A 24,662-nucleotide genomic window follows, 5' to 3' on the forward strand; every position below is an offset into this window, starting at 1 on the left:
TACGCCACCCACCCGAACCACTCTCGACCGACCAGCGCTGACAGCTCTGCACGTTTACCCGTACTCAGCTCTGCACTCCAAGTAGTACGCCGACATCCCTCCCTTTAACGGAATGTCGCCAGATCCAGGACGCCGCCTTCCTGCTACGCCGCGACGGGCCACGAGTCCCCGGCTTCTTCTACCGTCTCCGCCGCACACGATCCTCGACCAGCACCGCCGCCGGCACCCAAGCCCTCCTCGACGACGCTGCCGACTCTGGTTAAAGGAGGCAAGCAGTCACACCCCCGCACCCTCACCGCACCTGAGCCTGCCAAGCAAGCACAGCTCGTGATCATTAGCTTCGGATTCGTGCACGCCTCGCTACCGAGGGCCGGCTTTAACGTCGATGCCTGACGTGCACTCGCCGCCCGTTCGGTCATTGGGCGCCGGACGTGTGGGTGCGGGCGCCCGGCGGTGGCCAATGGCTACCGTCCCCCTGACGGGCTCGTCCTTATGGGCGCGGCCTTACGGGGACGGCGGAACGCATATCGTCCGGCGGAACGCCCCAGGAGGTGCGATGTGAAGGCGGCCCCGCACATCCTCATCGTCGAGGACGAACCCCTGATCCGGCTGGACCTCGCCGAGATGCTCACCGACGACGGCTACCAGGCGGGCGACGGCGAGACCGCGGTCTACCTCGCCAGGCAGTTGGCTTCCCGATATCATGATCATGGATATCAAGCTGCCGATCTGTGACGGGATCAGCGCCACCGCGCGGATCCACGCCAAGGGACTGGCACTGAGCCATCAACCAGTGGATGCTGATCTCCCAGGTTGCCGCAGAGGTCGTTGCCGACAACCTGGTGCGAGATGCCGACGGTATGCCTGTGCCGGCCACGACCCAGATGGGTCCCGAGACGATCATCGTCGACGCTTACCTCACGATCGGCGACTAGCAGGCCGCCCGCCAGGCCTTCGAGGCGCTCGACGCCTTCTGCCGCGCCGTTGGCTATGCCTACGTCGAGCAGAACTCTCTGGAGAGGGGCTCGTTCTGGCGGATCGCCACTACTGCCGCCTCCATGCCTTCGAACTGACCACCACGGCCACCGTCCTCGACCTTCGGCCACGCTCCGCCGGGCTTGTCCCGCACTACACCACAAGGTGTTTCAGACCGAAGCGCCACCGGCTCATCCACATGGCAGGGCGTAGGGGAAGTCCTGCGAGCTGCGCACCGACAACTGCCTTGAGACGAGACGGGCGAGCAATCCAGCTGGGGATCAATGGGCTTGGACGTCACAGGGTTGATGTCCCCATGGTCTTGTCAGTTCCGGTGAGCGCCGACCAGGCAAGTGACAGAACCGCTGAGACCCTGCGCGGTGGAATCTCATCGATCTTGTCAGTTTGGTGTCCCACCGAAGCGTGGTCCCTCTCGACACGTTATGTGACACCTACGGCTTGGCCGACGAGGTGATCGGCGATCCGGCCGGGGCTGCGGAGTCCGGCACCCCCGCGTAGTCGGGCAGCTCGATGCCGTTGATCGCGCGCCCGACCAGCTCGGTGAACCATTCGCCGGCGAAATCGGGGCGCGGCTCGGCGTCTGGCCCGGGGACGTCGCGGCTGCGGGCGTTCAACCGGCCGATCTCCTGGTTGGCCTCGACGAACGAGCGCATCCGCGCCTCGTAGCGGGCGAACCCGGCGTCGGGGTCCCATCCGGCGGCGGCCAGCTCTCCGGCCAGCAGGTAGGCGCCGACCAGCGCCAGCCCGGTGCCCTGCCCCGACATCGGCGAGGAGCTGAACGCCGCGTCCCCGAGCAGCCCCACCCGTCCACTCGACCAGCGGTCCATCACCACCTGGGCGACCTGGTCGAGGTAGAAGTCCGGGGTGTCGTCCAGGTGCGCGAGGATGTCCGGGGTCAACCAGCCCAGGCCCGCCATCCGCTCACGCAGCAGGACCTTCTGGGCCGCGACGTCACGGTAGTCGACGTCGAAGTCGGCCGAGGCGAAGTAGAACATGGCCATCGCCCGGGTGGCGTCCTGGATGGGCCGCAGGAGGGCAGAGCGCCCGGACTCCTGGTCCTGGTGCTCGAGCAGCCAGCGGTCCAGCCCGAACTCGTTGGGCACACTGTAGAAGGCCAGCACGTGCCCGAGGTGGCGCAGGAACCGCTCATGCGGCCCGAAGACCATCGCTCGCAGCGCCGAGTGCAACCCGTCGGCCCCGACCACCAGGTCGAAGCGCCGCCGGTTGCCGCCCGCGAAGACCACGTCGACCCCGTCCGCGTCCTGGGCGAGCCCCGCGATTCGGTCGCCGAAGACGTACTCGACGCCGTCGCGGGTGTCGTCGTAGAGCACCTGGGACAGGTCCCTGCGCAGGATCTCGATGTCCGCGATGAACCCGTCGCCACCGTCGTCGTCGGCACGGAAGGTCGCCAGCACTTGCCCGTCCGCGTCCACGGTGTGCGCGCCGGCGGTGTCGGTGCACGCCGCGCGCACCGCCGCGTCCAGCCCCATGCGCCCGATGACCTCCTTGGCGACCCCGCGCGCGTCCACCGCCTGCCCGCCGGGACGCAGCTCAGGAGCCAGCTCCACCACGGTCACCTCGGCCCCCCGCCGGCGCAGCCAGTGGGCCAGCGCGGGTCCCGCGATGCTCGCTCCCGCCACCAACACCCTGGGACCGCTCACCCGCGTCCCCTGCTCGCCAGTCCGGATGGTGTGCTCCTGCTTGGAGTCGTCGACGCTCATCACTGCCTCCATGTGCTTCCTCCCGCGCTGGCACGTTTCCAGCACAGGCCCACCGCTGTCGGTGTGTCCAGCCGTATCGACCACGGATCCGCACAAAACTCATCGGCACGACCGAAATCGCGTCCACGCTCCCGCAAACACCCTGAACTCGGCATGTGCGTGCGACGGGCATGGTCATGATCGCCTCGGCCTCGGCAGACATTGATGAGAAACGCCAACTCCGATGACGCTCACATCAGCCCAGACTGATGCAAACCAGGCGAACCAGGCCGTCAGCTAGGCCGCCGCCTGAGAATTCGCCAGATCTGCGCGCAACACAGTGAGACGCTGAGGACCAGTGAGAACGGACAGCCGTACACGCGCTACTGACATCCCGATGGCCCTGCTGCCAAGCTCACTGACAACTCGCGTGCCGTACTGACGTTGTCTGGACGCGGCGAAGGTGACAGCGGGACCTGCTCTCGACCTGGACACTGTCACTTCGACGGGTATCTAAATACCCGTGCCCGCGTGATCGAAGTTGGCAGTATCCAGCCGAAGATCAAGTTTCATGAGCGTGCGTGGGCCGAGGCTGTGGCTCCGGGGCTTCGAAGAGGCCGTCATGGCACTTGCCGAGCACGCCGACCGGGGCCACGTGTCGCACGGCGTCGTCGCGTCGCGAACGCCGGACTCCATCCCACTGCCCGACAGAAACCCGCGTCCAAGCTGTGCCCCGATCACCTGCTGTGACCTGGGGCGAATCCATCGTTTGTCGCTGTTAGTAGTGGGAATGTCACATTTCGGAGTTCGGGGTGTGCAAGGTGTGCGCTCCTGACAAGAACAGGAGATTTTGCGATGACGATGCAGGACGAGCAGGAGAAGATCATCGATGGTGACGGTGCGACCCCGCCCGGCCGAGTTCTCGTAGTCCGTACTCCCCTGTCGCGGCAGAACGCCTTCGCCTACCTCAAGAACTGGCCGGCTTTGCCGATGAATCTCACTGACGAGTGGATTCCGCTGATCATCGAGTATCCCTCCTTCGTCAACGGGCCGATGTGGTTCTACTCCTACAACGGCGACACCTACAACGGCGCATTTCTCGTGCTGCACCCCACTGGGCTTATCACCGCCCTCCCCGCCAACCTGGACTCCCTGTGCGGGGCTCTCGGGTACCTGGAGGAGTAGCGGTTCCTGCTTGAGGTGCGTGGGCGGCGATGTGGTCGTCCGGGCGGGCCGGCACCAAGGGGGCGAACCCCCCGCCCCGACGTGCTGGATGGCTGCCTCATCGGCACCGGCCCCGTCTCCGGCACGCTGATGACATCACGTATCCAAGCTCGATGACTTGGCGTACCACCAGGTCAAGGTGAGAGGCGCACGCCATGATCAACGAGACGGGATGAGAGGCCAGTCCGCCAACTCCGACGCGCTCTCCGTGGCGGTCACCTCCGAGGCGGCTGCCGGTTGTATTCGCCGTACTGCCAACTCGAACGGCGTCGGACACCATCTGTCTGGCGTCGACCAAGTTGACAGTGGAGCCTGTGAACGACCTGGGCGCTGTCATTGAGAACGCCATCTAATCAGCGTGACCGGAGAAGCCGGTCACCTCGGGGTCGAAGTCCAGCATCGTCATCCAGACGCTCTCCAGATACGACTCACACTCGATCATCCGGTTCGTCGTGGAGGACCAGTGCGTGCTCGGCGTGTGCGCCTGATCAGCTCGGTGCGGGATCCGCCGGATCGCGCCGCAGTTCTCGAACGCCACCTCGGCAGCAACTTCCAGCGGAAGCTGCTCTTCCTGCCCGTCCGGATGCAGAAAGCGAACCTGAACGCTGCGTAACTGCAGGTCGGCAGCCTTCATCACGCCTCCCGAGACCATAAGAAGCGGCTGCTCGCATTCATCCAGAACGTCAGCACGCGGAGCAGAATCGTGTGACGAAGGTCACGTTAGCGCCCCATGGTCGACTTCGTCCTCACTTTCCGCGCCAAGGTCAGGCCACCCCCGTTGGCCCACTCACTGCCGGCGAGCTTGCCCACCGAGCACGGCATCCAAGGCTGCTCTAAAGACCGATGGCAGAGCCACATGCGTCAACAGATCTGGCCGCCGCTCCTTCCATCTCATCCGCCCGGCGGCGGCCAGCGGTATCAACCGGGCCACCAGCTCCGACTCCTCTTCCGCCGCGGCCACCTCCAAAGCCACCGCCAGCAGTCCCGCAGCTACCAACGCCGTCCGCGGAGCCATCCCGAAGCGGCCCACAGGCCCCGCCCGATTCCACCGCTGTCCACCAACCTCTGCGGCCAGCGCGCCCTGACCATCCAGAGTCACATCCAACAGAGGGAGAACCTCCGGCACCCCAAGCCTGACCAGCATCGCCGTCGCTTTCAAGACCGCGAACCACTGACCGGCACTCACCACCTGACCGGCGATCAGCGCCGGCCGGCGGTGCATCGCCACCTCAAGCACGAGTTGTTGCTGATCAGCGAGTTTGTTACTCACCGCGCTCGTGCTGATCTGCGGGATCGGCTGATCGCATACGGTCCCGCTGAGGAGCGCGCCGCACCGCAACGGAGCCGGCATCCGTGAGCGAGAAAGACGCGCAGGCTGGCCAGCCGGACCTCGTCGCACGGAAACGCGGCATCTCGGGCAGAGATCCACCAGCAGCGTCCGATGCGCGGGACAAACTGCGGCCCAGCCCAGCTTCCACCAGACCAGCCACACTCCGCCCGAAGCCGCAAGACACGTCGGGCATACCCGGCTGCCGAAGAACTGCACCCACTCACGGCCCTCAGCCCGGCGGACTGACTCCTTATCGCCCACGCGGACGCCTGCCAGATCCAGGACTGAGCCGTCGAACACCTCCAGGTGCATCCCACGCACGAGCTTGGAGCTCACGCCTGTAGCAGCCTCGATCGCCCTGCACGTCTCCGGCATCGTGACGACGCCGTACGCCAGTGAACGGACGTCACTCGACGCGCGTACATCCAGCCCTAACGCCTCGACCATCGCCCACGGTGGACATCCGTTTCGCAGGGCCATCCGATCAACCCACGACGCGAACGACTCGCCGGTGCCACCACCAACGCCAGCCGCCGGGGCCAGACCGCCACCATTCCCGGGCCGAACCTCCTGCCGTACACGCCGCTACTGCCAACTTCGATTGCGCGCTTCCATGTCCGCTTCCAGTTGCCGTGACGGACTGTCGTCTTCAAGACCGCCAGACATCTCAGGCAGGCACTGGCCGTTGACGAATCAAATGAATGGTCTTTTAATTCATCTATGGGGCGTATCGCTGGCGTCACCGCCGCTGAGACGCGAGTACGGCTGCTGCAAGCCGCCGCCGAGGTGTTCGCCGAGCGCGGGTACGAAGGCACGCGCGTAGCCGACATCGCCGCGGCCGCGGGGGTGAGCAACGGCGCGTTGTACGCGCACTTCGGCTCGAAGGCCGAGCTGATGGTGGCCGCGCTGCGCGCGCACGGGCCTCGTTTGATGGCGGATCTGTTCGCCGCCGACCCCGACCGGTCGATCGCGGAGCTGCTCGTCGCCGTCGGACGCCGGCTGCCTCGCCGTCGCGAAGCCTGCGGTTATCTCATCGTCGAGGCGTTGGTCGCGGCCCGCCGCGACGAGGAGGTCGCCCAGCCGATGCGTGACTATGTCGGCGAGCGCGCGGACTGGCTCGCCGGGCTCGTGGGCGTCGGCGAGAGCAGTGGCGAGCTCGACCCCGCGCTGTCGCCCGACGCGCTCGCCCACTTCTGCCTCCTGATCGCGATGGGCAGCGCGCTCATCAGCCCGGATCTGCACGCGGTGAACGACGAGGAATGGACCGCGTTGCTCACCCGTGTCGTCGCTGCTCTCGCGCCCACCGAGACCACAGCACAAAGGGGAGCACCACAGTGAAAGTGCGGATCAGCCCCGAGCGATGCCAGGGGCACGGTCGCTGCTACGACCTCGCCCCCGAACTGTTCGGCGAGGACGACGAAGGCTACGGGCAGGTCGTCGGCGAAGGCGTCGTGCCGCCGGACAAGGAGCGCGCGGCGCGCCTGGCGGTGTCCAACTGTCCCGAACGAGCGATCGAGATCCTCTAGGAGGCTCGCATGACCGTCGACGACCGCTTCAGCCAGGACTACCGGGAGACGCTGGAAGAGCGGTCCCATGGTGCCCGCAACGAGATCATCACCGGCCCGGTCTCGGACTGGGCGACCGACTTCTCCCACGCCGAGCCCGAATGGGCGGCCGACCCGTACCCCATCCAGGACGAGTTGCGGGAGCGCTGCCCGATCGCGCACACCGAGCGGTTCGGCGGCGGGTGGCTGCCGACCCGCTACGAGGACGTCGCGGCCATCGCCTACGACACCGAGCACTTCTCGTCCCGGGCGATCATCATGAGCAACTTCCGCCCGCCCCCCGAGATGGCGCCCGTGGGGGGTACGCCGCCGATCTCCTCAGATCCGCCCTTCCACCACCACGCGCGCAAGTTGCTGCTGCCGGCGTTCACCAAGTCCGCGGTCGCCAAGCGGGAGGCGGCCACCAGGGCGTTCTGCCACACGCTGATCGACGCGCTGGAGGGGCAGGACGTCGTCGACGCCGCGCGTGACTATGCCCAGCACATCCCGATGCGGGTCATCGCCGAGATGCTCGGCTTTCCGCCCGAGGACGGGGCGCGTTTCCGGGTGTTCATCGAGAACGCCCTCGAAGGGGTCAACCTGCCGCCGGAGGAACGTCTCGCCCGGGCGCAGAAGCTGTTCGACTACCTGCTCACGCAGATCCGCGACCACATCGACCATCCGCGTGACGACCTCACCACCTATCTGATCAACGCCGAACTCGGTGGCCACAAGCTGGATCCGTCCCACGTGGCGGGCACGATGGCGCTGCTGCTCATCGCCGGTATCGACACGACGTGGAGCGCGATCGGCGCGTCGCTGTGGCACCTGGCCAAGACTCCCGCCGACCGCGAGCGCCTGGTCGCCGAGCCTGACCTGCTGCCGACCGCGATGGAGGAGTTCCTCCGGGCCTACGCCCCGGTCACGATGGCGCGGCTGGTCAAGGAGGACATGCATTGGCGCGGTGGCGACATGAAGGCCGACGACTGGATCCTGCTGTCATTCCCGGCGGCCAATCGCGATCCCGCGCAGTTCGAACGGGCGGATGAAGTCGTCATCGACCGTGAGGTGAACCGGCACGTCGCGTTCGGGCTGGGCATCCACCGCTGCGTGGGCTCGCATCTGGCGCGCATGGAGCTGCGGGTCGCCCTCGAGGTCTGGCTGGAGCGGATCCCGGACTTCGGCCTGGCCGACCCGGCGGCCGTGACCTGGGCCACGGGCCAGGTCCGCGGACCGCGTACCCTCCCGATCCGCATCGGCTGACCGCGGGCGGGTGGCTTGCGTCACCGCCTGGAGAGCCCCAGACAATCAGGCCCCGCTCCCAGAAAGGAACGGGGCCTGGATCGTGGTGGCGGCGATGCTCAGCTCGCGTGCCAGGTGACCTTGAAGTTGCCGGTCGCGTTATTGGCCTGTGAGCTGGGAGTGCCAGGGGGGAAATTGACCGTGTCGACCACGGTCGTGCTGCTGTTGGCCAGCAGGTTGGGCTGGAGCTGGACCTGCGGCCCGGCCGTGGTGCCGAGCTGCTGGGAGGTCACCTTGTTGCGCAGGAGGACCTGGGTCGCCTGCGCGATCACGGGCCCTCCGGCCGCGGCTCTGGTGACCCGCACCTTGTACGTGGCCTCCAGCGGGCTCCCCGAAGGCTGGAAAGTCGTCGCGAAGTTCCGGGCGAACAGCGCATTCTCCGGCACCGTGACCGGCACCCGCGCGTCCACCTTGCAATCGATCCGGGGAGTGACCAGATCGACCACGCACAAGGTCAGCTTGACCTCGACATCCGAGGTGGCCGCCTGGGCGGGGCCGGCCGGACCGGCGAGGATGGCTCCGGTGGCGATCGCGGCGGCGCCGAGGCCCAGCAGTCGCCGGCGAGTTGTCGTGCTACGCATAACTGTTTTCCTTCGGGTTCTTGGGCGCGGCCCTTCCGCGGCCCTTTCACCCCTGAAGAATGCATTGGCGTCAACGCTTTCACCGCGTAAAGCGACGGATATGAGACGTGAACGAGTGCCTGGACATTTTGCGGGATCAATTAGATACATGAGGAGCGTGTGATGTCCGTCACTTCTTTCTGGTCCGCGCTTTCTTCGTGCCGGTTGAAAGAATCACCGTCATCGGCAGGTGCGGAGCATGTTGAGCAAGCTCACCTTCTCCTTCCGCGTCACGAAGAGCCGGTAGTGATGCTTCACGGTGATCCATGAGGTGGCGTACCGGCACCAATAGCCGCGGCGCGGCGGACGCCAGCTCTGCGGCCCCTGGCCGCCCTTGGCGATGTTGACGGAATGGCTGACCACAATCAGTTCGGGGCGGGTGAGGTCGTTGGCGAAGGCGCGCCGTCGCGCCTGGCTCCATTTGGCGGCGCCGGAGCGCCAGGCATACGACAGTGGTACGACATGGTCGACGTCGACCTGCTTTTCGCTCTTCAGCCGCTTGCCGTCGTACGGGCTGTACCAGACGCCCTTGACCGGATGGCAGGCCGCGTTCCTGCGCACGTGTCGCCCGTCGCGGGCCAAGACCACTTCTCGTGTTCCGCACCTGCCCCTGTGGTGTGCCCATCGGGGCTGGAAGCGCCGGTGGCTGTAACCGCGGATCGACAGGGGCCTGGCGACTTTCAGCTGGGCCAGCATCCTGCGGGCGACCGCCCCGGCATCGGTCTGTGTCCGCTTGCCGGTGTCGGCGGCCGCCTGTGGGGGAGCGGCGATCGGGATGGTCAGGAGGGTGAGTGCGGCGACTTGGACCGTCCGCCTCGAGAAGATCATGGTTCCAGCCATACCAGTCACTCCCCGCCGATGGCGGTGATATTCAACGTTCGACCGGGACTGAGCGGAACTCGGCGCGCAGCCCCGCCGGTGCGAGGCGCCCGCAGAACTCGGGTTCCGCGGCGACCGCGTTCGGCGCGTGTACGTGAAAGCGCTGGGCGATCCGGGAGGTGGCGAGGGTGAGCTGGCGCATCGCCACCGCGGCGCCGAGGCAGTAGCGAGAGCCGGAGCCGAACGGCAGGTACGTGCCCGGCGCCGGCCGCGCCGTCTCCCATCGAGCCGGGTCGAACTCGTCCGGTTGAGACCACCAGCGAGGGTCGCGGTGGATCAGGTACGGGGTGCACAACACCTCGTCCCCGGGCCGCAACCGCCACCCGCCGAGCGTGACGGCCGTGCACGCGACCCTGGTCATCATCCAGGCCGGAGGAGACAGCCGGAGGGTCTCCTTGACCACGGCCTCGGCCAGCGGAAGACGCGCGTATGGCTCGACCCCGGCCAGCGGGCCGGCCTCGTCCGCGAGGTCGGCGGCCAGGCGCGGGCGCATCGCGAGTTCGCGGACGATGGAGGTCAACGCCGCGGCGGGAATGCCGTGCCCGCCGACCAGGATGCTCCACAACGTGGTGGTCACCGACTTGTCGGTCATCGCCGGATGCGCGCTGAGCAGTACGTCGAGCAGGTCGCGGTGTGGTCGCCCGACGGGCTCGGCGCGTCTGGCGGAGACCAGCCGGGTCAGCGTCTCCACCGTGCGGCGGTGGACGCGGACGAACCGACGGTTGCGTGGCAACGGAACCCACGCGGGGACCTGGTAGCCGGCGTCCTCGAACGGCAGCAACGCCGCGTGGCCGGCCAAGAGCAGCTCGGGGATGCCCGCCGCGTCCTCGCCCAGGCATAGTTCGGCCACGGCGTGCCCGGCGAAGTCCAGCATCACCGGCAGCACGTCGACGTCTCGGCCCGCCGTCCGGTCGAGCACGGCGTCCAGAATCGCGACGATCCGGCGGTCCAGGCCCGAGACCGCGGCATCACCGAGAACGGGGCGCACCACGCGGCGCGCCCGCATCCACGGGTTGATCATCTCGCCGGCCGCGTGCAGCGCCGACGAGCCGGCGAACGGCGTCAGCTCCGTGACGTAGTCGTGATTGGTGGCGGTCAGAACCTGGTGGGTGAGCTGCGGGTCGATGGTGAAGACGACCCGGTCGTCGAAGGAGAACACGTCGCCGTATTCACGATGGTGGCGGCGGAGAAAGGAAATGCGGTCCTTGTCGTACGCGACGACGTTGCCCAGCAGCCAGTGGCCGCGAGGCCCTGGCGGGCGTGCTGTGTCCAACTGGCGGGGGCTGTTTATTTGCCGTGGTGGTAGGGCCAGTAGATGTATCGGCCGCTGACTCGTCCCTTGCCGACAAAGCGGGCAGCCACCTGACGCAGCAGTCGCATGGCTTTCTCACCGTCCTCACTGATCGAACCGGATAACGTGACTATGAATCACGTTTTTCGCCTGGTCAATGGCCAGATGGCCGCGCTCGGTCCTTGTATCGGTGGGGGCTGTTTTCGGCTATGTCGTTATCAACCTTTTGACTGCACGGCCCTGTAGCGGCTGCGGCCCGCATAGTACTTTGCGTCAGTGCTGAAATCATGCTTACGACGCACGGTCGTTTGGTTAGCCGTCGCAGGAGTGGTCGCCGGGTCGCCGGCGGGACTCGGCCCGTCATCCGCGTACGCTTCGGATTCGCGCAACCCCGCCAACGCCGTCATCGTCTGGGACGGCAACGCCCAGACAGCGATCTGGGACATCGCCGGTCAGCAGCCGCAAGTCCAGGCGCGCAGCTTCGCGATGGTGCACGGAGCCGTTTACGACGCGGTGAACGCGATCGCCGGCACCCCCTACCAGCCGTACCTGATCGCACCGGCCGCCAAGGGAACCGAGTCGACGAACGCGGCCGTCGCGACCGCGGCCTTCCGCGTGCTGGACGCGCTGTTCCCGGCTCAGCGGGAGAGGCTGACGGCGCAGTACGACGAGTCGCTGGCCGCGATTCCCGATGGCGCCGCGAAGCGGCGCGGGATCACCGTGGGCACTCAGGCGGCCGATGCGATGATCGCCGCGCGGGAGAACGACGGGGCGTTCGGCAGCCAGACCTGGACCGTCGGCACCCAGCCCGGTCAGTGGCGGCCGGCGCCGCCCGCCTTCGCCTCCGACGGAGGATGGGTCGGTTACGTCAAACCGTTCCTCATTCCCAGCGCGTCCATGTTCCGCACGTCCGGCCCGCCATCGCTCACCAGCCGCCGGTACGCCCGGGACTTCAACGAGGTCAAGACGATCGGCTCGGCGACCAGCACCCTCAGGACGGCCGACCAGACACAAGCCGCGATCTGGTGGCATGACCGGCATCTGGTCGAATGGGAGATCAAGCGCCAGCTTGCGACGACGCAGCGACTGAACACGCTTCAGACGGCGCGGATGTTCGCGATGGTGGATCTGGCCGAAGCCGATGCCACGACCGCCTGCTTCAACGAGAAGGCGGCGTGGAGCTTCTGGCGGCCGGTCACCGCGATCCAGCTTGCCGACACCGACGGCAACCCGGATACGGTGGCCGACCCCACCTGGATGCCGTTGCTCGTGACGCCGCCGCACCCCGACTTCACGTCCGGACATGCCTGTTTCACCGCCGCGAGCATGTCGGCGTTGGCGTACTTCTTCGGCCGGGACGACATCTCCTTCAGCGGGTACAGTGCCGACTCGGGCACCACCCGGCACTTCCGCGGTTTCTCGCAGGCGCTCGCCGAGGTCGTCAACGCCCGGGTCTGGGGCGGCATCCATACCCGCACGGCCGACGTCCAGGGCGCGAAGATCGGCGGTCAGGTCACCGCCTACATGGTCGGGCACTACTTCCGCCCGAAGAGGTAAGCACCCGGAGACGCCTTCGTGACGACCCGTTTCGACGTCGCCGGGCGGCGCGTGCTCGTGGTGTGCGCCGCCGGCCGATTCACCAGCCAGGCCGTCAGCCCGGGGGGCGCTCGGCCTGCGGCGGAGTCCAGAAGCGCTCATAGTTGCCGACGGTCGACAGCGAGCGCGGTTCGGCCCGATCGAGGTACAGGACGCCGTTCAGGTGGTCGGTCTCGTGCTGGGCGATCCGGGCCGGCCAGCCGGACAGCTCCACGTCGTACCCGCGCCCGCCGCCGTCGAGGGCCGACAGCCGGACCCGCGCGTGGCGGGGGACGACGGCGGTCAGCCCTTCGACGCTCAGGCACCCCTCGTAGAACGCGTGGTACCGGGACTCCAGGGGAGTGACGACGGGGTTGACGAGTTCCAGCGGCGGCTGGGGGACGCGCTCCCGCGCCGTGGCGATCTCCGGCGGCACGTCGGCGGGGTCCTCGATGACGGCCAGCGCCAGCGGGATGCCGATCTGCGGCGCGGCGAGCCCTACCCCGACGCCCGGCAGGTGCCGGAACATCGCGTCGAGCAGCTCGCGCAGCAGGCCGTCGGGGAGCTGGCCGTCGTACGGCTCGGTCGTGCGGCGCAGCACGGGGTCGCCGACCTGGGTGACGGACCAGGGCCGGGGCGCCGCCAGCAGGGCGTGCACCCGCTCGGCCAGCTCCTCGCCGCCGCTCATCGGGGGTGTCCCGGTGCGCCTGCGCGCAGGCCGTCGTGTTCCATGCCCAAGGGGTCCTTTCGGTCGGTAGTCGCTCAGCAGACGGTAGAGCACGCGCGTGCCGAAGCGCAGCGCCTGGACCGGCACCCGCGTGCAGCCCTCCGGGACCGCCGCACCATCAGCCACCCAGGTCGCGGTCCTCAGCCCGATGACCCTACCCCCATTCCCGATCGGGAGGATCTTGATTTATGAAGTAGATCACTCTTATAGTCGGAATGCTGCACCATTCGTACGACTTACACACCTTGTGAGGTTTTCCGTCCTGTCGGTGTGGCTGGTTGAGCGGCTGCACATCGATCTCTGCCGTCTGACCGGGTCCATCTGTCGCTGATCGCGTTCTGACGTAGCGCTCGATCCCTCGACCCCTTACCACCCCGTTTTCGCATGCCCTATCAGGCATGCCGTTTTTCGGAGCCTTCCTCATCGTGAAGAGATTCTCTTTCTCCCTGCAGTTGCTGCTGGGCTTGGTCGTGGGTGTGGCCCTCGGCTTCGCCGCCCGCATCTGGGACCTCGCCTGGCTGGCCACCACCCTGACCCAAGTCGGATCAACCTTCGTCCAGTTGCTCAAGCTGGCAGTGCCGCCGCTGGTGTTCACCGCCGTTGTGGTCAGCGTCGCCAACCTCCGCAACGTCAACGGCGCGGCCCGGTTGGCGGGCAAGACGCTGTTCTGGTTCCTGGCCACCGGGCTGATCGCCGTCATCGTCGGCATCGGCCTCGGCCTGATCATCAACCCCGGTCAGGGCGTCACCCTGAGCACGGCGGGCGTGAAGGCGCCCGAGCACGTCGGATCGTGGGTCGACTTCGTCACCGGCATCATCCCGATGAACATCGTCACGGCCTTCACCGAGCTCAACGTCCTCCAGATCGTCTTCCTGGGGATCGTCCTCGGCGCGGCGGCCATCGCGATCGGCGAGAAGGCCGAGCCGTTCCTCACCTTCAGCCGCTCGATCCTCGAACTGGTCCAGAAGGCGCTGTGGTGGGTCATCCGCCTGGCGCCCCTCGGGACCGCCGGCCTGATCGGCAAGTCGGTCGCCACGTACGGATGGGACCTGCTCGCGCCGCTGGCCAAGTTCGGCCTCGGTGTCTACATCGGCTGCTTCATCGTCCTGCTGGCCGTCTACCCGACGCTGCTCTGGCTGGTCGGCAAGGTCAACCCGATCACGTTCTTCCGCAACGCCTGGCCCGCGATCGAGCTGGCCTTCGTCTCGCGCTCCTCGGTCGGCACACTGCCGCTGACGCAGAAGGTGACGATCGAGCGTCTGGGAGTCGACCGCGACTACGCCTCCTTCGCCGTGCCGTTCGGTGCGACCACCAAGATGGACGGTTGCGCCTCGATCTACCCGGCGCTGGCGGCGATCTTCGTGGCGCAGGTGTTCAACGTCCCGCTGGGCGTCGGCGAGTACCTGCTCATCGCGTTCGTCTCCGTCGTCGGCTCGGCCGCGACGGCCGGTCTGACCGGGGCGATCGTCATGCTCACGCTGACGCTGAGCACGCTGGGCCTGCCGCTGGAGGGCGTCGGCCTGCTGCTGGCCATCGACCCGATCCTCGACATGATCCGCACCGCGACCAACGTCGCGGGGCAGATCGTGGTGCCGATCCTCGTCGCCCGCGGCGAGGGCCGGATCGACGAGGCGGTGCTCAACGCTCCGCCGCAGCCGCTCGACGAGGCTCCGGCCAGCGCGCCGCGCCGCGCCGGCGAACCGGCGATCGCCTGACCGGCGGACGGGGCGGCCCACGTAAGGGCCGCCCCGTCTGTTCGTGTTCCAGCCGGAGGTCAGGTTCTCACGATGACGGCGGAGTCGATGCCGTTCCACGCGAGGTTGGCGTTGTCCAGCAGGAGCTTGTCCACGTCGATGGAGTGCTCACTGGCGTCCGCCGGGTCGGCGACCTTGAACGTCGTGGGATGGACGGAGCCGTCGGCGTGGACCACACCGCCGTAACCGGTGATGGTCACATAGTGCCGGAGGGTGGGCGTAGAGCTGTTCCACCACGGCAGTTTGCCCGGGATCACGAGGACCATCACCGGTCTGCCGCGCGACAGGGAGGTGACGATCCGGTTGATGCCCGCCTCATACATCTGGCCGTTGGAGACCGCTATCTCCTCCCACTTGTACTGCCAGTCGGAGGCCGGGATGTAGGAGTTGATGACGGCGGGGATCCTGCCCGGCATGGTGGCGCCGAACAGCGTCTCGCCCGTCTGCAGCTTGTCGGCCAGCTCCGACTGCGGCGGCGCCGAGATGCCGATGGTGGCGAGCGTGGTCTGCACGGCGCCCGGGCCGCACCAGTTGGAGCGCTCCTGCTGCTTGGCGGACAGTCTCATGTCCAGGGCCCGGACCGGGAGCTGCCACGTCCCGGCGATGCCGAACGTGGCCTCGGTCACGACATAAGGGCGCCTGAGGTCGGTGAACGCGGTGTAGCACGCCCTGCTGGCGTTCGTGGTCATCGTCGGGCACGAGTCGGCGATGTCCGGGCCGCCCCCGCCGAACCAGAGGCGCAGGTTGACCTGGAAGTTGGTGTACGCGCCTGGATTGATGAAGGCGACGGCGCGAACCTGGGTGCGGTTGGCGTTGAACTCGAGGCACACCTGGTAGGCGGTGCCGTTGTGGACGCGGGTCTCGCTGCAGGTCGTGTTCCACGTGGTCGGGTATTCGTGCCAGATTCCCGCCTGCGCGGGGAGCGCCGGGACGGTGATGACCGCGAGTGCCGTTCCCATCATGATCGTGAGTAGCGCTCTGATAAGTCTTTGCACGGGCATGCTTCCTCATATATCGGTTCAGGCCGAAATATTCAGGGCTAATGGATGGCGAGCCGGTACAGCCGCTCGTTGATCTTGTAGTAGAGGTTGCCGAAGCCGTCGGCCGTCAGCCCCTCCGCCCCTGAGACCGTCAGCAGTACGGTCAGCGCCTTGGTCGACTTGTCGATCTTGAAGATCTGGTCGCCGGCAGTGCCGTACACATGGCCGGGATCCTGGGCCACGGTCAGCAACTCCCCGTCACGCCAGGCCAGGCTGGACTTGGCGGCGTAGTCGGGGTCGGGGAACAGCCGCGTCGCCGTGATCGCCTCGGGCAGTGCAGGATCGAGGGTGAACAGCGAGCCGCCCGCCAGGCCCCAGAGGTCGCCGTCCACCTCGGTGAGGGCCGTGATGGCCTTGGGCGCGGTCAACGGGAGCGGATACGGGCGCACGGCACCGGTGGCCGGGTCGAAGGAGAACAGCGTGGCCGACGCTCCCGGCGCGTAGACAGGGTCGACGCCCAGGGCGCCGCGCGTGGAGGTGCCGCCGAACAGCTTTCCGCCCGCGTAGGCCAGCGAGACGACGGACTGGTCGGGCACCACGCAGAGCGTCCGCCCGGCCGTGCCCTCCTTCCATATGGTCAGGGCGCCGCTGCGCTTGCCGTACTTCGGCACCGTGCCCATGTAGACGGTGCCGTCCGGCCCACCGGCGAGCGCGTACGGCCGGTCCTGCGGCGGCGGCCCGTTGCCCGGCTCGCAGTCGTCGGCTTTGTCGCCCGCCTCGCCGCCGGTGTACCTGAGCGTGGGCGGCCAGGGGCCCGCGGGGTCGTAGCTGTAGAGCTTGGCCGAGGGATAGGCGCCGATGTAGAGCAGGCCGTTGTGCGCCAGCAGGCTGTCGGTCTGGCTGAGCCCGTTGAGGGTCTTCGTGTCCGGCCGGCCGTCGTCGCCGTCGCCCCGCAGCGGGTCGTAGATCCCGGTGCCGCCGGTCAGGTAGCCGCCGGTGTAGACGCGGCCGTCGGGTCCCGCGCCGAGCGCGTTGATCGCGGCGGGCAGGACGGGGGTGCCGGCGACGACTCTGCTGGTCCAGTTGCCGTTCGCGGTGTCGTACTTGAAGATCCTGGTGCCGTCCGAGGCCGCGCCGAGGCCGACCAGGGTGCCGTCGGACCAGGTGTACCCGGTGACGTCGAGTCCGGGCCGGACGGAGGTCGCCTGCACGGATCCGGTGCCCACGTCGTAGGAGTGCAGCAGGCCGTCCTTGATGAACCACACCTTGCCGTCGCGGGCCGGCGAGTGGTGCAGGTCCACGTCGTCGATCGCGGCGTCGGTGGCGGCGGCGTACGAGCCGTCGGTGTTGCGGACGACGCGCAGGACGAGCAGCGTACGGTCGATCCAGGCGAACAGCCTGCCCCCCGTCCAGGTGAGCCCGCCCACCATGGAGTTGTGCGCGTAGGCCGCCGGAAGCAGGCTGTCCACCCGCCCTGTGACGTTGTCGAACCTGATCAGCGCGGCGTTCGTGCCGGTGCCCAGGTACGTGGCGTTGGCGGCCGGGTCGTGGGCGAGGCTGCGCACGTACTGCGCGCCGCTCACGATGGGCACGCTGCCGATCGTGGTGAAGGCGCCGTTGTCGTACTTGAAGTAGCGGCCGTCGTTGTAGGTGCCGCCGTACACCTTCCCGCCCGCTCCCGGCTCCAGGTCCCAGATGAACGAGTAACCGCCTTCCGCCCGCCCGAGGTCGGTGACCGTGGACTGGCCGGGGACGTGCCGGTAGAGCTTGGAGTTGGGATAGGTGCCCAGGTAGACACTGCCGTCGGTGGCCGTGGCCGCCGCCCAGCCGCCCACGGTGGGCGTGTCCGCCGAGTCGGGAATGGTGATCTTCCGCGTCACCTTCTCGGTGGCCACGTCGATCACGGCGAGCTGCGGGTTGGCGTCGGCGGTGCCGGTGTAGAGGGCGTACGCGCTTCCGCCCGCGAACGTGGTGGCGTTGGGCACACTGCTCTCGATCTGTACGCCCAGATCGGTCACGTCCTTGGTGATCAGCACCTCGTCCCAGTAGGCGGTGCCCACGTCGGCCACCCCCGAGTAGATGAGGGCCGAGACCGTGGCCGTGCCGGTGGGCGCGACTCCCGAGGCCGTGACGCGGTTCCAGCGCCGGCCCGTCACCGACGCGTTCGCGCCGCCGGCCAGAAGCTTGCCGGAGGCGTCCCTGAAGCGCAGGTACAGCTGGGCGGTGCCGTTGTCGGCCCAGACCACGGCGTTCAGGGTGTAGCGCGTCCCCGCCGCGGCGGGCAGACCGGGCAGGCTCTCCCTGCCGTAGGCGGCAGCCGGGTCGGTGTCGGTGACGCGCGCGGTGGTGCGGCCGTCCCACGCCACGGCGTCGACGCCGCCGGGGCTGTGCGAGCCGCTCCAGCCGGTGAGTCCATCGTCGAAGCCTCCGTTGGCGATCCGCAGGTCGGCCGCGGACGCCGGCGCGAACGGCACCGCGAGCAGCGTCACGAGGAACGCCGCCGCCACCGCCCCGCGCCTCATGCGACTCCGCCTCTCCTGCGGGCGGGCCGCCGTCGAGCGTGCGGTCGGATCCGCCACGCTAAGGGGCCCTCCTCGGGAATCTGCACAGCGCCACCTCCACGGTGTGTTCGTTTGTGCTCGATTACGGTCCCGACCGTAACCGCATGAGCGTGAGCCCGTCAATGCCCTGCACGCGTCAGCTCCCGCGACCCGGCCTCAAGCTCTGAGCCGGCCGGAATCGTCAACCCGGACGTACGCCGACGGGATCGACTCGGCGGTACTCGGTCACCGACCGGCCATCCAGCGGACTTTCTTCTATGTACGCGCGTTCATTGGCGGAGTGCAGTCTCGCCTACGACGCCGAATGAACGCGCGTACATGCATGCTCACCACGACCCTGCGCTGCGGGGCGGAACGGACGAAACGATGCGGAAGACTCTTGCGACCGTGGTGGTCGCGCTCGCCGGCGCGCTGGTCGCCAGCGGTTGCTCCTCGCCGGTCTCGACCAGTACGGCGGCCGGCTCGACCGGCACGGACAGCTTGGTCATCTACAGCAATTCGGTCTCCGACGGCCGCGGCGACTGGCTGAAGGCGGAGGCGGCGAAGGCCGGTTTCACCGTGCAGTTCGTCGACCTCGGTGGCGGTGATATTCAGAACCGGCTGCTCGCCGAGAAGAGCAACCCGATCGCCGACGTCACGTTCGGCCTCAACAGCGTGTACTTCGGGAAGCTGAAGGCCGCCGGCGTCCTGCAGAGCTACACCCCTGCCTGGTCCAGTGAGGTCGACATCGCCCTGGGTGACGCGGACGGGAAGCAGTTCTGGCCGATCGTGCGCGAGCCGGTGATGCTGGTCCACAAGAAGTCGCTCGCCCCGGCTCAGCAGCCGACGGACTGGCCGGACTTGTGGACGAAGCCGCAGTTCGACAAGCGCTACGAAGTACCCAGCGCGCTCGGTGGCGCGACCGCGCAGACGGTGCTGGCCGGGATCCTCAGCCGGTACCGCGACGACAGTGGCGACCTCGGCGTCAGCCAAGCCGGCTGGGATGCGGTGAAGGCCTACTTCGCCCACGGTGTACCGGCTGTCACCGGCACCGACCTGTACGCGCAGATGGCGGCCGGGAAGGTCGACGCCGGTCAGATGTGGCTGGCCGGTAAGGCCACCCGAGAGCAGCAGTACAAGATCCAGACCGAGGCCGCGCATCCCAAGATCGGTGTCCCGATGACGGTCCAGCAGGTGGGACTCGTCGCCGGAACGAAGAAGGCCGACGCGGCGAAGAAGTTCATTGACTGGTTCGGCAATGCCGACGTCCAGGCCGCGTGGTCGAAGAAGTTCTTCACTGCCCCGACGAACAAGGCCGCGGTCTCGAAGGCCGATGCGGACGCGGTCCGGATCACCGACTCCTTCACCGCCCAGGCGATCGACTGGACGTTCGTCACCCAGCACCTCGACCAGTGGGTCGAGAAGATCGAACTCGAGTACCTCAGCAAATGATCACCTTCGACGACGTCACCGTACGGTTCGGCGACTTCGAGGCGCTGCCGTCGTTCTCGCTCCGGATCGAGGCAGGAGAGTTCTTCACCCTGCTGGGGCCCTCGGGCTGCGGCAAGACCACCGCGCTGCGCGTACTGGCCGGGTTCGTCGAACCGGCAGCCGGCGACGTGCTGGTCGACGGGCGCACCGTGACCCACGTGCCGAGCGGCAAGCGGGAGATCGGCATGGTGTTCCAGAACTACGCGCTCTTCCCGAGCATGAGCGTCCGTGACAACATCGCCTTCGGCCTACGGGCCCGGAAACACCCGCAGGGAGAAGTCGACCGCCGCGTCGCCGAGATCGCGGAGCAGGTCGACCTCTCCGACGCGCAGCTGGCCAAAGGCGTCGCTGAACTGTCCGGCGGGCAGCAGCAACGGGTCGCGATCGCCCGGGCGCTGATCATGCGGCCCAAGGTGCTGCTGCTGGACGAACCACTGTCCAACCTGGACGCCAAGCTTCGCCAGCAGCTCCGAGGCCAGCTGAAGGACCTGCAGACCCGGTTCGGCATCACGACGGTGTACGTCACTCACGACCAGGAGGAGGCCTTGTCGATGAGTGACCGGATCGCGGTGCTCGACCACGGCCGGATCGAGCAGGTGGGATCGCCCGAGGAGATCTATCAGCAATCGGCGACCGAGTTCGTCTGCACCTTCATCGGTCAGGTGAACAAGCTCAGCGCCGAGCTGGTGAAGGAGCTTGCCGCGCGGGGTGCCGATCGGCTCGACCCCGGCAAGGCCTCGTACCTGCGGATCGAGAAGATCGGTCTCGACCGGGCGGGAGCGGGAGTCTCCCTCCCCGGTACCGTCACCGCCCGCGCGTTCCACGGGGCGCACACGATGTACCGGGTACGCACGGAGCACGACGTGCTGCAGGTGATGCGGAGCGACGGCCGGCTCGACGCGGGTGACCAGGTCGACGTCGTCATCGACCCGGAGTCGGTTCTGCAGTATCCGGGAGCGGCCTGATGAGAGGCCGGGTTCGCTCGCCGTGGTTCCTGGTGGCCGCGGCGGCGCTGCTGTGGTTCATCGCGGCGTTCCTGATCTATCCGAATGTCGTCACGCTGCACGAGATCTTCTTCCCCGGTGGCTCATTCAGCACCCGCGCGTTCGAGCGGCTGTGGTCCTCGCAGCGTGCCGTCGACTCGCTGCGCAACAGCTTCCTGCTGGCGCTCGTCCTGTCGGTGACCGTCAACGTCGTCGGCGTGTTCGTCGTCCTGGTGACCCGCTACCTCGCCGTACGCGGTGCCCGCCTGCTCTGGCTGGGCTACGCGACGACGCTGGTGTACGGCGGTGTCGTCGCCGTCTCGGGCTACAAGTCCGTGTACGGCGAGGGCGGGCTCATCACGCGCATCCTGCTGTCGGTGTTTCCCGGTGCGGACCCGGGGTGGTTTTCCGGGATGCTCGCGGTCGTCGTGGTGATGACGTTGACCGGCACCGGTCATCATCTGCTCTTCCTGTCCGCCGCGCTGGCCCGGATCGACCAGCAGACCATCGAAGCCGCCCAGCAACTCGGCGCCTCGCCCTGGCGAATTCTGCGGCAGGTCGTGTTGCCGGTGCTCAGGCCGACGCTGTTCGCGGTCACGACGCTGACCTTCCTGGGCGGGCTGGCCGCGTTCTCGGCGCCGCAGGTGCTGGGCGGCCGGGAGTTCCAGACGATCACACCGATGATCCTGACCTTCGCCGGGATCCCCAGCTCGCGGGACCTCGCGGCGACACTCGCGCTGATCCTCGGTGTGGCGACGCTGGTGCTGCTCACCACCCTCAACAGGCTGGAGGCGGGCGGGACCTACTTCTCGGTCTCGAAGGTCCCGGCGACCTTGCGCAAGCAGCGCATCACCCATCCGGTCGCGAACGCGGTCGTGCACGCCTGTGCCTACGTGTTGTTCGCGGCGTATGCCGTACCGCCGCTGCTGATCGTGCTCTTCTCGTTCACGGATGCGGCGACCATCTCGACGGGGCGGCTGAGCCTGGCCGGTTTCACCTTGGCCAACTATCAGCGGGTGCTCACCGACGCCACGGCGTACTGGCCCTTCGTCGTGAGCATCGGCTATGCGACCGTGACCGCGATCGTCGTCATCGCGATGATGTTGTTCGTGGCGCGGGTGCTGCAGAAGTTCGTGAATCCCGTGACGATCGCGATCGAGTACCTGCTGCACATCCCGTGGGTCCTGCCCAGCACACTGCTCGCACTCGGGCTCGTCATCACCTACTCGGCACCGCGGCCGATCATCGGCGGCATCGTCCTGACCGGCACGGTCGGTCTCCTGGCGATCGGCTACATCACGGCCAAGATCCCGTTCACCCTGCGGCTGATGAAGGCCGCGTACGCCGGGATCCCCGACTCACTGGAGGAAGCCGCGTCCATCCTCGGCGCAGGCCGGATGCGCACCTATCTACGCGTCTTGCTGCCTTTGGTCCTCCCCGTGGCAGCGGCCGTCACGGCCCTGAACTTCACCAGTTTGCTTGACGACTACGACCTCGCCGTGTTCCTCGCCCACCCGCTCTATCAGCCGCTCGGCATCACCATCCAGAACGCCACCCAGAACCAGGGCAACGCCGACGCCATCGGACTGACCTTCGTGTACGCCGTACTGCTCATGCTCGTCTGCACGGTCGCGATGTGGTTCGTCTACGGCCGCAACAGCCAGGTCCGGAGGAGTCGAGCATGAGCCAGTCAATCACTACGACCAGGGGGTATCACTTGTTCGGCCGGCCGCAGTACAAGGAGATCAACGCGCTGCTCAACCAGGCATTGACGGAGCGTACTCCGCTGATCGCCGTACACCGGGGCACCGGGCTGGGGAACATCCCGGAGAACACCGCCGAGGCGGTCGAAACCGCCCTGGTCGAGGGGGCCGACATGGTCGAGATCGACATCGTGGAATCGACCGACGGGGACTTCTTCCTCTTCCACGACGGCCTGGAGCGGCAGGCCTTCGATCGCGACGTCGACATCCGGGCGCTCTCCACCGCGGAGATCCGCGCGCTGCGGTACCGATGGGTGCGCGGCGACGCCGGGGTGAGCGAGTTGGCCGACGTACTTGAGCGCTTCGGCGGCGACGTGCTGTTCAACGTGGACCGGTCGTGGTGGTACTGGGATCGCCTGCTGCCGTTCGTCGATCGGTTCGACCTGGCGGGACAGCTGGTCTTCAAGAGCCCGGTGGAGGAGGTGTGGCTCGACACATTGCGACGGCATCCGGTCAAGTACCCGTTCGTTCCGATGGTGCGGACCCGCGCGGACATCGACGCCGTGCTCCATGATCCCGACCTGAACCTGGTCGGCGTCGAACTGCTGGCGAAAAGCGTGACGGACGAGCTCGCCCAGCCCGAGCTGATCGACGAGTTGCACGGCGCCGGTCTGGCGTGCCTGCTGAACGCGATCAACCTGTCCGACGGCGTCCCGCTCTTCCACGGCCGCGACGACCACACCTCGGTCCTCGGCGATCCGGCCGACGGCTGGGGATGGCTGATCGCGCACGGTGCGGACATCATCCAGACCGACTGGCCTGGCCTCTTGTGCCGGTACCGCCAGGAAACGACCGGGATCGCGCCTCGTGTGCACCTGCGCCGATAGGATCCGCGGGTGGGATCAGGTGAGGCGGCCAAGAGCAGGCGCCGATCGTCGAAGCCGCAGTCGCAGTCACCCCTGAACGTGACGATGATGGCGGTCGCCGCGGAAGCGGGCGTCTCCCGGGCGACCGTGTCGCGGGTGTTCCACGGCACCACTCCGGTCGCGCCGAGCACCCGCGAAGCGGTCCATGCCGCGGCGGAGCGGCTCGGGTACATCCCGAACGAGATGGCCCGATCGCTGGCCGCGAGCAGTTCGGACATCATCGGCCTGCTCCTGCGCGGACCGAGCAATCCGGCGTACGGACTGCTGTTCAGCGAACTGCAGGCCGAGATCAGCCGGCTCGGCCTGCAGATGATCACCGTCGCCCCGTCACCGACCGAAGGCGCGAACTTCGAACGGCAGGCGCTCAACCGGCTGCTCGGGCTCCGGGTCGGCGGGATGTTCGTTTCCACCGGTGTCATCCGGGCCGAGATGCTCGAGCCGTTCCTGGACGTGGTGCCGGTCGTCATCATCGGGCGGCCGGAGAACCACCCGCGGCTCTACAGCGTCTCCTACGACGAGAACGGCAACGCGACCCTGCTCGCGGACGCGGTGGCGGCGCAGGGACACCGCGACGTCGCCGTGGTGATTCCGAGTGCCGAGCTTTCCGTGGCAGAGAACCTCCGCGGCCGGGTGATGGCCCAGAGACTGAAGAAGCACGGCGTCACCGTGCACCGGATAACAACGCGCACGTTCGGTGCTGTCGAGGAGGGCATCGCCGAGGTGATGGCGCTGTACGACGTCGGCACGATCACGGCGGCGATGTTCCCGACGGACCTGCGCCTGCTCGCCTTCCTGTCACACGCCCGCGCCATCGGGGTCCGCACGCCGGAAGACCTGTCCGTCACCGGCTGCGACGGCATCCTGCCCGGGGCGGAGTTGCTGGGCATCACCACGGTGCGCATCCCGGTTGAGCGGGCCGCCGTACGGGCTGCGGCGGTGATGCAGTCGATGCTCGCCAAGCCGGACCGGATCAAGGTCGAACACGAACTGCTCCCCGGCACACTGCTGCCCGGCCGCACGCTCGGACCGCCTCGAGGCGGTAGATGACGGCACACCGTCGCAGCGTCGGGAACAGGCTGCGGGCGAGGCGTTCGCGG

23 protein-coding genes and 2 pseudogenes are annotated in these 24,662 nt (G+C 67.8%); 15 read left to right on the forward strand and 10 right to left on the reverse strand.

Annotated elements, in window-relative coordinates; translation table 11 throughout:
- Positions 1-104: 104 nt before the first annotated feature.
- From AB0F17_RS62700 to AB0F17_RS62710, 3 genes and pseudogenes are all read left to right on the forward strand, one after another.
- Positions 105-263, forward strand: a pseudogene (locus AB0F17_RS62700) (S-4TM family putative pore-forming effector); the annotation flags it as partial.
- 295 nt (positions 264-558) lie between these two features.
- The gene (locus AB0F17_RS62705; RefSeq protein WP_358045962.1) at positions 559-735 is read left to right on the forward strand and encodes a hypothetical protein; all 177 of its coding nucleotides are present in this window, start codon (positions 559-561) and stop codon (positions 733-735) included.
- A 62-nt stretch (positions 736-797) separates the two neighbouring features.
- A complete protein-coding gene (locus AB0F17_RS62710) occupies positions 798-935 on the forward strand; it encodes a hypothetical protein (RefSeq protein ID WP_358045965.1) in 138 nt (45 codons plus the stop codon).
- Between the two features lie 492 nt (positions 936-1,427).
- Here the strand turns inward: AB0F17_RS62710 and AB0F17_RS62715 are convergent, their stop codons facing one another.
- Positions 1,428-2,717: an FAD-dependent monooxygenase gene (locus AB0F17_RS62715; protein ID WP_358045968.1), complete on the reverse strand. Its 1,290-nt coding sequence runs from the start codon at positions 2,715-2,717 to the stop codon at positions 1,428-1,430.
- 834 nt (positions 2,718-3,551) lie between these two features.
- On the opposite strand from AB0F17_RS62715, the gene AB0F17_RS62720 reads away from it, so the two are divergent.
- The gene (locus tag AB0F17_RS62720) at positions 3,552-3,881 is read left to right on the forward strand and encodes a hypothetical protein (RefSeq protein ID WP_358045971.1); all 330 of its coding nucleotides are present in this window, start codon (positions 3,552-3,554) and stop codon (positions 3,879-3,881) included.
- A gap of 388 nt (positions 3,882-4,269) precedes the next feature.
- Here AB0F17_RS62720 and AB0F17_RS62725 read toward each other — a convergent pair whose 3' ends face one another.
- From AB0F17_RS62725 to AB0F17_RS62735, 3 genes and pseudogenes are all read right to left on the reverse strand, one after another.
- Positions 4,270-4,554 carry a hypothetical protein gene (locus tag AB0F17_RS62725; protein ID WP_358045973.1) on the reverse strand — a complete coding sequence of 95 codons (285 nt, stop codon included), beginning with the start codon at positions 4,552-4,554 and terminating at the stop codon, positions 4,270-4,272.
- 153 nt (positions 4,555-4,707) lie between these two features.
- Positions 4,708-5,190 carry a hypothetical protein gene (locus AB0F17_RS62730; RefSeq protein WP_358045975.1) on the reverse strand — a complete coding sequence of 161 codons (483 nt, stop codon included), beginning with the start codon at positions 5,188-5,190 and terminating at the stop codon, positions 4,708-4,710.
- A gap of 171 nt (positions 5,191-5,361) precedes the next feature.
- A pseudogene (locus tag AB0F17_RS62735) lies at positions 5,362-5,793 on the reverse strand (TniQ family protein); the annotation flags it as partial.
- A 177-nt stretch (positions 5,794-5,970) separates the two neighbouring features.
- On the opposite strand from AB0F17_RS62735, the gene AB0F17_RS62740 reads away from it, so the two are divergent.
- From AB0F17_RS62740 to AB0F17_RS62750, 3 genes are read left to right on the forward strand one after another with little or no spacing between them, the layout of a single operon-like run.
- Positions 5,971-6,588: a helix-turn-helix domain-containing protein gene (locus AB0F17_RS62740; RefSeq protein WP_358045978.1), complete on the forward strand. Its 618-nt coding sequence runs from the start codon at positions 5,971-5,973 to the stop codon at positions 6,586-6,588.
- A complete protein-coding gene (locus tag AB0F17_RS62745; RefSeq protein ID WP_358045981.1) occupies positions 6,585-6,776 on the forward strand; it encodes a ferredoxin in 192 nt (63 codons plus the stop codon). Before AB0F17_RS62740 ends, AB0F17_RS62745 begins: the two co-directional genes overlap by 4 nt.
- A gap of 9 nt (positions 6,777-6,785) precedes the next feature.
- The gene (locus AB0F17_RS62750; protein ID WP_358045984.1) at positions 6,786-8,057 is read left to right on the forward strand and encodes a cytochrome P450; all 1,272 of its coding nucleotides are present in this window, start codon (positions 6,786-6,788) and stop codon (positions 8,055-8,057) included.
- A gap of 98 nt (positions 8,058-8,155) precedes the next feature.
- Here AB0F17_RS62750 and AB0F17_RS62755 read toward each other — a convergent pair whose 3' ends face one another.
- From AB0F17_RS62755 to AB0F17_RS62765, 3 genes are all read right to left on the reverse strand, one after another.
- Positions 8,156-8,677 (reverse strand): hypothetical protein, encoded by a 522-nt coding sequence (locus tag AB0F17_RS62755; protein ID WP_358045987.1) that lies wholly within the window; start codon positions 8,675-8,677, stop codon positions 8,156-8,158.
- Positions 8,678-8,896: 219 nt separating this feature from the next.
- Positions 8,897-9,544, reverse strand: a complete 648-nt coding sequence (locus AB0F17_RS62760; protein ID WP_358045990.1) for an HNH endonuclease family protein — start codon at positions 9,542-9,544, stop codon at positions 8,897-8,899.
- Between the two features lie 43 nt (positions 9,545-9,587).
- On the reverse strand, positions 9,588-10,868 hold the full coding sequence (locus AB0F17_RS62765; protein ID WP_358045992.1) for a cytochrome P450: 1,281 nt from the start codon (positions 10,866-10,868) through the stop codon (positions 9,588-9,590).
- Between the two features lie 345 nt (positions 10,869-11,213).
- On the opposite strand from AB0F17_RS62765, the gene AB0F17_RS62770 reads away from it, so the two are divergent.
- On the forward strand, positions 11,214-12,443 hold the full coding sequence (locus AB0F17_RS62770; protein ID WP_358045995.1) for a hypothetical protein: 1,230 nt from the start codon (positions 11,214-11,216) through the stop codon (positions 12,441-12,443).
- 94 nt (positions 12,444-12,537) lie between these two features.
- Here the strand turns inward: AB0F17_RS62770 and AB0F17_RS62775 are convergent, their stop codons facing one another.
- Entirely contained in the window at positions 12,538-13,314 is a 777-nt protein-coding gene (locus AB0F17_RS62775) for a peptide deformylase (RefSeq protein ID WP_358045998.1), read from the reverse strand.
- A 22-nt stretch (positions 13,315-13,336) separates the two neighbouring features.
- Between AB0F17_RS62775 and AB0F17_RS62780 the strand changes: the two genes are divergently transcribed.
- Together AB0F17_RS62780 and AB0F17_RS62785 are read left to right on the forward strand one after the other, a co-directional pair.
- On the forward strand, positions 13,337-13,519 hold the full coding sequence (locus AB0F17_RS62780) for a putative leader peptide (protein ID WP_358046001.1): 183 nt from the start codon (positions 13,337-13,339) through the stop codon (positions 13,517-13,519).
- Positions 13,520-13,613: 94 nt separating this feature from the next.
- A complete protein-coding gene (locus AB0F17_RS62785; protein ID WP_358046004.1) occupies positions 13,614-14,903 on the forward strand; it encodes a dicarboxylate/amino acid:cation symporter in 1,290 nt (429 codons plus the stop codon).
- Between the two features lie 59 nt (positions 14,904-14,962).
- Here AB0F17_RS62785 and AB0F17_RS62790 read toward each other — a convergent pair whose 3' ends face one another.
- Positions 14,963-15,904, reverse strand: a complete 942-nt coding sequence (locus AB0F17_RS62790; protein ID WP_358046007.1) for a C39 family peptidase — start codon at positions 15,902-15,904, stop codon at positions 14,963-14,965.
- 77 nt (positions 15,905-15,981) lie between these two features.
- Entirely contained in the window at positions 15,982-18,444 is a 2,463-nt protein-coding gene (locus AB0F17_RS62795; protein WP_358046010.1) for a hypothetical protein, read from the reverse strand.
- 405 nt (positions 18,445-18,849) lie between these two features.
- Between AB0F17_RS62795 and AB0F17_RS62800 the strand changes: the two genes are divergently transcribed.
- From AB0F17_RS62800 to AB0F17_RS62820, 5 genes are read left to right on the forward strand one after another with little or no spacing between them, the layout of a single operon-like run.
- Positions 18,850-19,914 (forward strand): extracellular solute-binding protein, encoded by a 1,065-nt coding sequence (locus AB0F17_RS62800; RefSeq protein WP_358046013.1) that lies wholly within the window; start codon positions 18,850-18,852, stop codon positions 19,912-19,914.
- Complete coding sequence (locus AB0F17_RS62805) at positions 19,911-20,918, forward strand: ABC transporter ATP-binding protein (RefSeq protein WP_358046016.1); 1,008 nt, start codon at positions 19,911-19,913, stop codon at positions 20,916-20,918. Before AB0F17_RS62800 ends, AB0F17_RS62805 begins: the two co-directional genes overlap by 4 nt.
- A complete protein-coding gene (locus AB0F17_RS62810; RefSeq protein ID WP_358046019.1) occupies positions 20,918-22,621 on the forward strand; it encodes an ABC transporter permease subunit in 1,704 nt (567 codons plus the stop codon). Before AB0F17_RS62805 ends, AB0F17_RS62810 begins: the two co-directional genes overlap by 1 nt.
- Positions 22,618-23,526, forward strand: a complete 909-nt coding sequence (locus AB0F17_RS62815; RefSeq protein ID WP_358046021.1) for a glycerophosphodiester phosphodiesterase family protein — start codon at positions 22,618-22,620, stop codon at positions 23,524-23,526. The genes AB0F17_RS62810 and AB0F17_RS62815 overlap by 4 nt, the downstream gene beginning before the upstream one ends.
- Positions 23,527-23,535: 9 nt before the next feature.
- Positions 23,536-24,612, forward strand: coding sequence for a LacI family DNA-binding transcriptional regulator (locus AB0F17_RS62820; protein WP_358046024.1), 1,077 nt, complete (start codon positions 23,536-23,538; stop codon positions 24,610-24,612).
- Positions 24,613-24,662 lie beyond the last annotated feature (50 nt).

Source organism: Nonomuraea sp. NPDC026600, from assembly GCF_040638335.1.
In the GTDB taxonomy this organism is placed as follows: Bacteria; Actinomycetota; Actinomycetes; order Streptosporangiales; family Streptosporangiaceae; genus Nonomuraea.